This window comes from Luteibacter sp. 621, assembly GCF_050435445.1.
Taxonomy (GTDB): Bacteria; Pseudomonadota; Gammaproteobacteria; order Xanthomonadales; family Rhodanobacteraceae; genus Luteibacter.
Genome location: NZ_JBNDKI010000039.1, coordinates 1 through 6,960 on the forward strand (window position 1 = coordinate 1; position 6,960 = coordinate 6,960).

Sequence of the window (6,960 nt, forward strand, 5' to 3'; positions counted from 1 at the left end):
GCCAGCCATCCACGAGCTACAGGCGGCGCGATAAACCACCCTATCGGGTGTCTAGAAAGACTTGACCACGACAGGGCACCGAGGGCTCTCCGCCCCAAGGCTCAAGTGTAGAACGCGATGGCGCAAGCCGAGCCCGCGAGGCCGAAGGCGAGCCTTCTTGAGAGTGCCAAAAACGAAAAGGCCGCGATCGTTCGCGGCCTTTTCTTATGTCAGCACAGCGATGACGCTCAGCCCGCGCGGCGGACTTCACGGTGGGGCGGGTAGTACGCGAACAGGTGCGTCGCGCCGCCCAGGAAATCGATATTGTCGATGTGCTCGCCGCCCAGGCGCTCCGCCACGTGGTCTGACGCTTCGTTACCGATGCGCACCAGGCTGATCACGCGCTGCGCGTGCATCTGGTTCCACGCGAAATCGAGGATCGCCGAGCCGGCTTCCGTCGCGTAGCCGTGGTGGCGGTGCTCCGGCTTCAGCATCCAGCCCAGTTCCAGGTCCGGCCAGCCTTCGGGCTTCATCAGGCCAGCGCGGCCGATAAACTCGCCGGTGTCTTTCAATTCGATCGCCCACATGCCACAGCCGCGAAGCGCCCAGTGGCCGAGCAGCATGGCCATGGAACGCCACGCATTCATGCGATCCAACGGCTGCCCGTCGCCGATCCAGCGCGTGCTTTCGGCATCGGCCAGCATGCTGGCGTAATCGTCGAAATGGCGTTCGGTGAGAGCGGTGAGCCGCAGGCGCGGCGTTTCCAGGACAGGGATATCTGCAGTTGCCATCGAGGTGACCAGAAGTTTCAACCGAGCAGGGTAGCCAAGGCGTGAGTGCTCACGCGGAGGCTTTCCTGCCAGGACAAGCCGGTTATTTTCTCACCAGTTTGGGCATCGGCAAAGGCCTCAACCTGGCCTGGCGCCAGAAGGTGACGGTAATCCACTGTAATTTCAGTGCCTTGCGGCAAGTCTTTGGCAGCAAATATAAATCCGAGATGCCACAGGCCGGTCGGCTGGAAGCTGTGATTCACGTAGCACTCGTCCGGCCAGTCGGGGGACATGGTGTAGCGGTCCTCAAACCAGCGGGCGGCGGAGTACAGATCGGGAGAGGCCTGGATATCGGCCCATCGGTAGGTTTTGTCGATCTCGTCGGGCGCGGTGACGATGGCGCCCGCCGCGACGAATTCATCGACAAACAGCCCCTTGCCGGCCCCTTGAATGGTCGACTCGGCAATGCGGTAACGCGGAAGGATCATTGGATCTTCTTCGCCCCAGTTCCGTGCCTGCGGCCCCCCGGCCCGGCATGGGGCGCGAGTGTAGCGCGTTGGGCGAGAAGTGGAAGGGCCGCTCTCGCGAGCGGCCCTTTTGCCTCAGCCATCCTCTTCGGCGGTCGGGGCTTTCTTTGCTTTGCCGGCCTTGGCGGAACGGGGCTTCGACGCTTTTCCGCCATCGACCTGAATCGCATCGCGGTTGCGTTCCACCAGCGACGGCCCGATGCCTTTGACCTCGGTGAGCTGGTCGGCGGAGCCGAACGGGCCGTTGGCCTCGCGCCAGGCGATGATGGCCTGTGCCTTGGCCAGGCCTACGCCATCGAGCGATTGGGAAAGCGTGGTGGCGTCGGCCGTGTTGATATTGACGGGGGTCGAGGCGAAGGCGGGGGCCGCCATAAGGGCGGCGGCGAGTAACAGGTGGCGAACGGACATGGATGGCTCCTGGGGAAGGGCGCCGGATGGCGCAGAGGCACTTTGCGCTGACGCGGCCTGCGCGCTAAGCGGTGTAACGTGCGCTGTGGTGTACGGCTCGAACGGCCCTGAATGAGGGCCGCGGACTACACGCCGCAGGCCTTCGCTGGCCGCGCTGCTACAATTCCCCTTTGCCCCAACACGCAAGGCGCGCCATGGATACCTCCCGCATTTCCTCCTTCGTAAGCGGCCTGTGGGACCAGGAAATCGTCCCCCAGCTCATGGATTACATCCGCATTCCGAACAAGTCGCCCATGTTCGATGCGCAGTGGCGCGAGCACGGCTACATGGATCAGGCGGTGAAGCTGATGGAGGACTGGGCGCGTTCGAAGCTGCCGGCGCTGCAGGGCGCCACGTTGGAGGTGGTGCGGCTTGAAGGCCGTACGCCGCTGATCTACATCGATGTGCCCGCGCAGGGCACGAACGGCACCGGCACCGATGAGACCGTGGTGCTCTACGGCCACCTCGACAAGCAGCCGGAAATGACGGGCTGGGCCGACGACCTGGGTCCGTGGACGCCGGTGCTGAAGGGCGACAAGCTCTACGGGCGCGGGGGTGCGGATGATGGTTACGCCATCTTCGGTTCGCTGGCGGCGTTGCTGGCCTTGCGTGAGCAGGGCGTGCCCCACGCGCGCTGCGTCATCCTGATCGAGGCCTGTGAAGAATCGGGCAGCTACGACCTTCCGTACTACGTGGATCACCTGGCCGATCGCATCGGCAATCCGGCGCTTGTCGTCTGCCTGGATTCGGGCTGCGGTAACTACGATCAGCTGTGGCTCACGACCTCGCTGCGCGGCATGACCGGCGGTAACCTGACCGTGCAGGTGCTGGAAGAGGGCGTGCACTCGGGCGATGCCTCCGGCGTGGTGCCCTCCAGCTTCCGCATCCTGCGCGATCTGCTGAGCCGCCTGGAAGACCAGGAAACCGGCAAGATCATCCCGAAGGAGCTCTACGTCGACATTCCCGAGCAGCGCAAGGCGCAGGCCCGCAAGTCGGCCGACGTGCTCGGTACCGCGATCTACGACAAGTTCCCGTTCGTGGAAGGGATGCAGCCGACCACCGATGACCTCACCGAACTGGTGCTCAACCGCACCTGGCGCCCGCAGCTGTCAGTGACGGGTGTAGGCGGCATGCCGCCGCTGGAGAGCGCCGGCAACGTGTTGCGCCCGAAGACGTCGGTGAAGCTGAGCCTGCGCGTGCCGCCCACCCTTAACGGGGCCGAGGCCGGCAAGTTCCTCAAGCAGCTGCTCGAGAAGAACCCGCCGTACGGTGCGAAGGTCAGCTTTGCCCTGGAGAAGGATGGTAGTGGCTGGAATGCCCCCGCGCTTTCGCCCTGGCTGGAAGAGACTGTGGCCCAGGCCTCGCAGGACTACTTCGGTCAGCCGGCCGCCTACATGGGCGAGGGTGGCAGCATTCCGTTCATGGGCATGCTCGGCGAGAAGTTCCCCCAGGCGCAGTTCCTCATCACCGGCGTGCTCGGCCCGCACTCGAATGCGCACGGCCCGAACGAGTTCCTGCACATTCCGACCGGCAAGCGCGTGAGCATGGTGGTGGCGAGTGTCGTGGCCCGTCACTTCAAGGAAGCGGCGAAGGCATGACGGGAGACCTGACCACGCTCGCCGGCCGCCTGGCTGCCGTGCGGGCGGGGATCGACGCGGCCTGCCACGAGGCCGGCCGCGATCCGGCCGAGGTGACCCTGCTTCCCGTGAGCAAGACCTTTGCGCCCGAGGTGGTGGCAGAAGCCGCCAGCCTGGGGCTGCGCCGCTTTGGCGAGAACAAGGTGCAGGAGATTCAGCTCAAGGCCGCCGCGCTTGCGGCGGAGCGCCTTGAGTGGGTGGTTATCGGCCACCTGCAGACCAACAAGGCCAAGGCCGTGGCGGCTCTGGCCAGCGAGGTGCAGTCGCTGGACCGCCTGGACCTGGCCGTAGCCCTCGATAAGGCCCTGCAGGCCCAGGGCAGGGGCATCGACGTACTGGTGCAGCTGAAAACCTCGCACGAGGACAGCAAGAGCGGACTGGCGCCGGACGACCTCATGGGTTTCCTCGGCGAGCTGCGGGCCTTCAGTTCACTGCGGGTGCGCGGCTTGATGACCATCGCCGAACACAGCGACGACGAGGCCGTGGTCCGGGCCAACTTCCGGACCGTGTATCAGTGCCGTAACAGGGCCCGCGACGCCGGCTTCGAGCTCACGCGGCTCTCCATGGGCATGAGCGGCGACTACGCGCTGGCGATCGCCGAAGGCAGTACCGAAGTGCGCATTGGCAGCTCGATTTTCGGTGCACGGAATTACAAACACTGACCAGTTTAATTAATCAGATTCCTGCTCCAAAACGCCGTGAGGCGATCCGTAACCGCTCACATACGTGAAGCAAGTGCCTCAATCTGTTCAGGATTGTCGTAAAGGGACCGTAAGTTTTTAGGGAATTATCGGAATCTTTCCTAGGAATGGCACTTTTTAACTTTATGCCAACAACAGGGCTAATGGGGTTTGCTAACTTCACCCCTCGTTCACGGTCGTCTCACCTAAACGGCGGCTTAACCCAACACGGAACAGGCCTTCTCGCTCATGCATTTCAAGCGACTGACCGCTCTCGCGTTTGCTAGCTGCTGTATCGCCGCTGTAACACCCGCCATCGCCGACACCGTCCAGGCTCCACAAGGCCTTGACCAGTCCGCGACGCTGCTCCTTACCGATCTCCCGGTCTTCGCCCCGGCTTCCGGCCTGGCGCAGTCCATCATCCCGGATGCCTCGACGTTCGCCCCCAAGGCCACCGTCGCTACGGCACAGGATGCGCAGGAAGCTGACGCCGTCGATGGCGATGACGAGGACGACAGCCTCGTTGCCGCCGCCACCGCCCGCCTGGCTGGCCATGTCGACGGCCACGCCCGCGAAGCCCTCCTGGCCTTCGCCATGAAGCTCCGCGATATCCGTTACCACCGCGGTGGCCGTACCCCGACCGCCGGCTTCGATTGCAGTGGCTTCGTCCGCTATGTGTTCGCCAAGAGCATCGGCCTCGACCTGCCCACCAACTCGGCCAGCCAGTTCCTCGCAGGGCTGTCGGTCAAGCGCACCGAAATGAAGACGGGCGACCTGGTCTTCTTCCGCACCCGCGGCAAGGCCATCTCGCACGTCGGCATCTACATCGACAACGGCCAGTTCATCCACTCCCCGTCGGCAGGCAAGACGGTTCGCGTGGATAGCCTCAACGAGGCGTACTGGTCCAAGCACTTCGCCGGCGCCAAGCGTCCCGAAGGCATCGCCAAGATCTGACGGATCCCTTCAACGACTTTTCCGAAACGGCATGCCCCGGCATGCCGTTTTTTTTTGCGGCCGCCATTGCGGAAGCGCCGTCCGGAAGGCCCAGGCGTTCTAGTGTGGAAGGAATCCACCGGCGATGAGCCACTGCTCCAGCAATGCCGGCCACAGGCGCAGCGATGGCTGCCGCCCGCCCAGCCCCGTACCATGCACGCCCTTCTCGAACACATGTAATTCGGCAGGCACGCCAGCGCGCTTCAGTGCGAGGAAGTAATTCACGCTGTCTTCCACTGGGATCGTGGCGTCGTCAGCCGTGTGATAGATGAACGTGGGCGGCGTCGCCGCTGTGATGTGCAAGGCCGGCGTGTAACGTTTGAGGTAGGCCTGCGTGCATGTCGCGGCTGGAATGTGGAGCGAAGGGCAGTAGGACAGGTCGTCTTTTTGCGCCAGGTCGAACATCGAAAAAGCGGGGTAACCCAGGATCACGAAATCCGGGCGCGGGCTTTGCTTCGCGATAGCGTCCTCAGGGCCCCCGCGAACGGTACCGGTCTCTGTTTCAAGTACGCCGCCCAGGTGGCCGCCAGCGGAAAAGCCGATGAAGCCGATCTTGCGGGGCTCGACCTTGTAACTTGCTGCATGGGCGCGGACGTATTGCACGGCACGTTGCGCATCCATCAGCGGTATGGGCAGCGGATACGTCTCGCCGAGCCGGTAACGCAGCACGAAAACCGTGACGCCACGGGTTGCGAACCAGTCCGCCACTTCCCTGCCTTCAAGGTCGCCAGCCAGGCCGCGATACGCTCCGCCTGGAGCCACGATCACCGCCGTGCCGTTGGGCTCGCCGAACGGTGGAAACACGGTGAGCGTCGGGATGTCCTCGATACCGGTGCCTTTGGCGCCCGGTGGTGTCGCATAGAGCTGCACTGTGGAGAGATGCAGCATGGGGTCGCCGACCGGCGTAGCGCTCTGGGCTGCGGCCGCGGCGCTGAAGAGGAGGGCGCCGGCGGCGATGAGGTGGGCTTTCACGTCAGGTCATCCTTGTGTCGTTCGGCCCGACCGACCTTAGCCAATCGCCTGTAAAATGGCGACCCTCATGCCCAAGCCCCCACCGACCCCTACCTTTGGCCTCGCCCGGACGCTTTCCAAACGCGGCATCTGTTCACGGAGCCAGGCCGAAAAACTTGCGCGCGAAGGCAAGGTGCGCGTCGACGGCAGGGTGGTGCGCGATCCTGAGTTCCGTATTCGCGGGCCCGAGCGCATCGATATTGAAGGGGCTGGTGCTGCCGACGCTGCCGCGCCGGTATACCTGGTAATGAACAAGCCACGCGGCATCGTGGTGTCCGCGTCGGATGAACGCGGGCGCGATACGGTGTACTCGCTGCTGGAGGGCGCGGCGCTCCCATGGCTGGGGCCGGTGGGGCGCCTGGACAAGGCTAGCGAGGGTTTGTTGCTCCTCAGCAATGACACGGTATGGGCGGCTGGCATCACGGACCCCGCGACACACGTACCGAAGACGTATCACGTGCAGGTTGCCGGCCGTCCGGACGAGGACACGATCACGGCAATGCTGGATGGCGTGGTGGGTGAGGGCGTGCTGCTACGCGCCGGGGCCGCTACGCTGTTGCGGCAGGGCGAGAAAAACGCGTGGCTCGAGGTCACCCTGGACGAGGGGCGCAACCGGCATATCCGCCGGTTGATGTCGGCGCTGGGCTTCGAGGTGCAGCGGCTGGTGCGTGTTGCGATTGGCGGCCTGCCACTCGGCGAATTGCCGAAGGGCACGTGGCGGCATCTTCTGCCTGCCGAAATCGAAGCATTGCGCCGCCGGTAAGCCGCGACCCTGTAGGAGCGGGGGGGGGGGGGGGGGCGGGCCCGGCCCCCCCCCCCCCCCCCCCCCCCCCCCCCCCCGCTCCTAAAAAAAACAACACGGGCGGGGGGGGGGTTTTTTATTTGCTGGTTTGGGGGGGGTGGGGGTATAGGGGTT

Annotated in this window: 8 protein-coding genes; 4 read left to right on the forward strand and 4 right to left on the reverse strand. The window is 64.6% G+C overall.

Features of this window, described 5'->3' with window-relative positions:
• Positions 1-227: 227 nt before the first annotated feature.
• The 3 genes from ABIE56_RS22440 to ABIE56_RS22450 all read right to left on the reverse strand — a co-directional run bounded on the left by ABIE56_RS22440 (position 228) and on the right by ABIE56_RS22450 (position 1,684).
• Positions 228-770: a GNAT family N-acetyltransferase gene (locus tag ABIE56_RS22440; RefSeq protein ID WP_247428191.1), complete on the reverse strand. Its 543-nt coding sequence runs from the start codon at positions 768-770 to the stop codon at positions 228-230.
• 17 nt (positions 771-787) lie between these two features.
• Entirely contained in the window at positions 788-1,237 is a 450-nt protein-coding gene (locus tag ABIE56_RS22445; protein ID WP_429246035.1) for an SET domain-containing protein-lysine N-methyltransferase, read from the reverse strand.
• Positions 1,238-1,351: 114 nt separating this feature from the next.
• Positions 1,352-1,684: a ComEA family DNA-binding protein gene (locus ABIE56_RS22450; RefSeq protein ID WP_429246036.1), complete on the reverse strand. Its 333-nt coding sequence runs from the start codon at positions 1,682-1,684 to the stop codon at positions 1,352-1,354.
• A 194-nt stretch (positions 1,685-1,878) separates the two neighbouring features.
• On the opposite strand from ABIE56_RS22450, the gene ABIE56_RS22455 reads away from it, so the two are divergent.
• The 3 genes from ABIE56_RS22455 (at position 1,879) to ABIE56_RS22465 (ending at position 4,994) form a co-directional block, all read left to right on the forward strand.
• Positions 1,879-3,321: a M20 family metallopeptidase gene (locus ABIE56_RS22455; RefSeq protein ID WP_429246037.1), complete on the forward strand. Its 1,443-nt coding sequence runs from the start codon at positions 1,879-1,881 to the stop codon at positions 3,319-3,321.
• Positions 3,318-4,022, forward strand: a complete 705-nt coding sequence (locus ABIE56_RS22460) for a YggS family pyridoxal phosphate-dependent enzyme (protein WP_429246038.1) — start codon at positions 3,318-3,320, stop codon at positions 4,020-4,022. The genes ABIE56_RS22455 and ABIE56_RS22460 overlap by 4 nt, the downstream gene beginning before the upstream one ends.
• A gap of 267 nt (positions 4,023-4,289) precedes the next feature.
• Positions 4,290-4,994 carry a C40 family peptidase gene (locus tag ABIE56_RS22465; protein ID WP_429246039.1) on the forward strand — a complete coding sequence of 235 codons (705 nt, stop codon included), beginning with the start codon at positions 4,290-4,292 and terminating at the stop codon, positions 4,992-4,994.
• Between the two features lie 99 nt (positions 4,995-5,093).
• Here ABIE56_RS22465 and ABIE56_RS22470 read toward each other — a convergent pair whose 3' ends face one another.
• Positions 5,094-6,005, reverse strand: a complete 912-nt coding sequence (locus ABIE56_RS22470; protein WP_429246040.1) for an alpha/beta hydrolase — start codon at positions 6,003-6,005, stop codon at positions 5,094-5,096.
• Positions 6,006-6,072: 67 nt separating this feature from the next.
• Between ABIE56_RS22470 and ABIE56_RS22475 the strand changes: the two genes are divergently transcribed.
• Entirely contained in the window at positions 6,073-6,807 is a 735-nt protein-coding gene (locus tag ABIE56_RS22475; RefSeq protein ID WP_429246041.1) for a pseudouridine synthase, read from the forward strand.
• Positions 6,808-6,960: the final 153 nt, after the last annotated feature.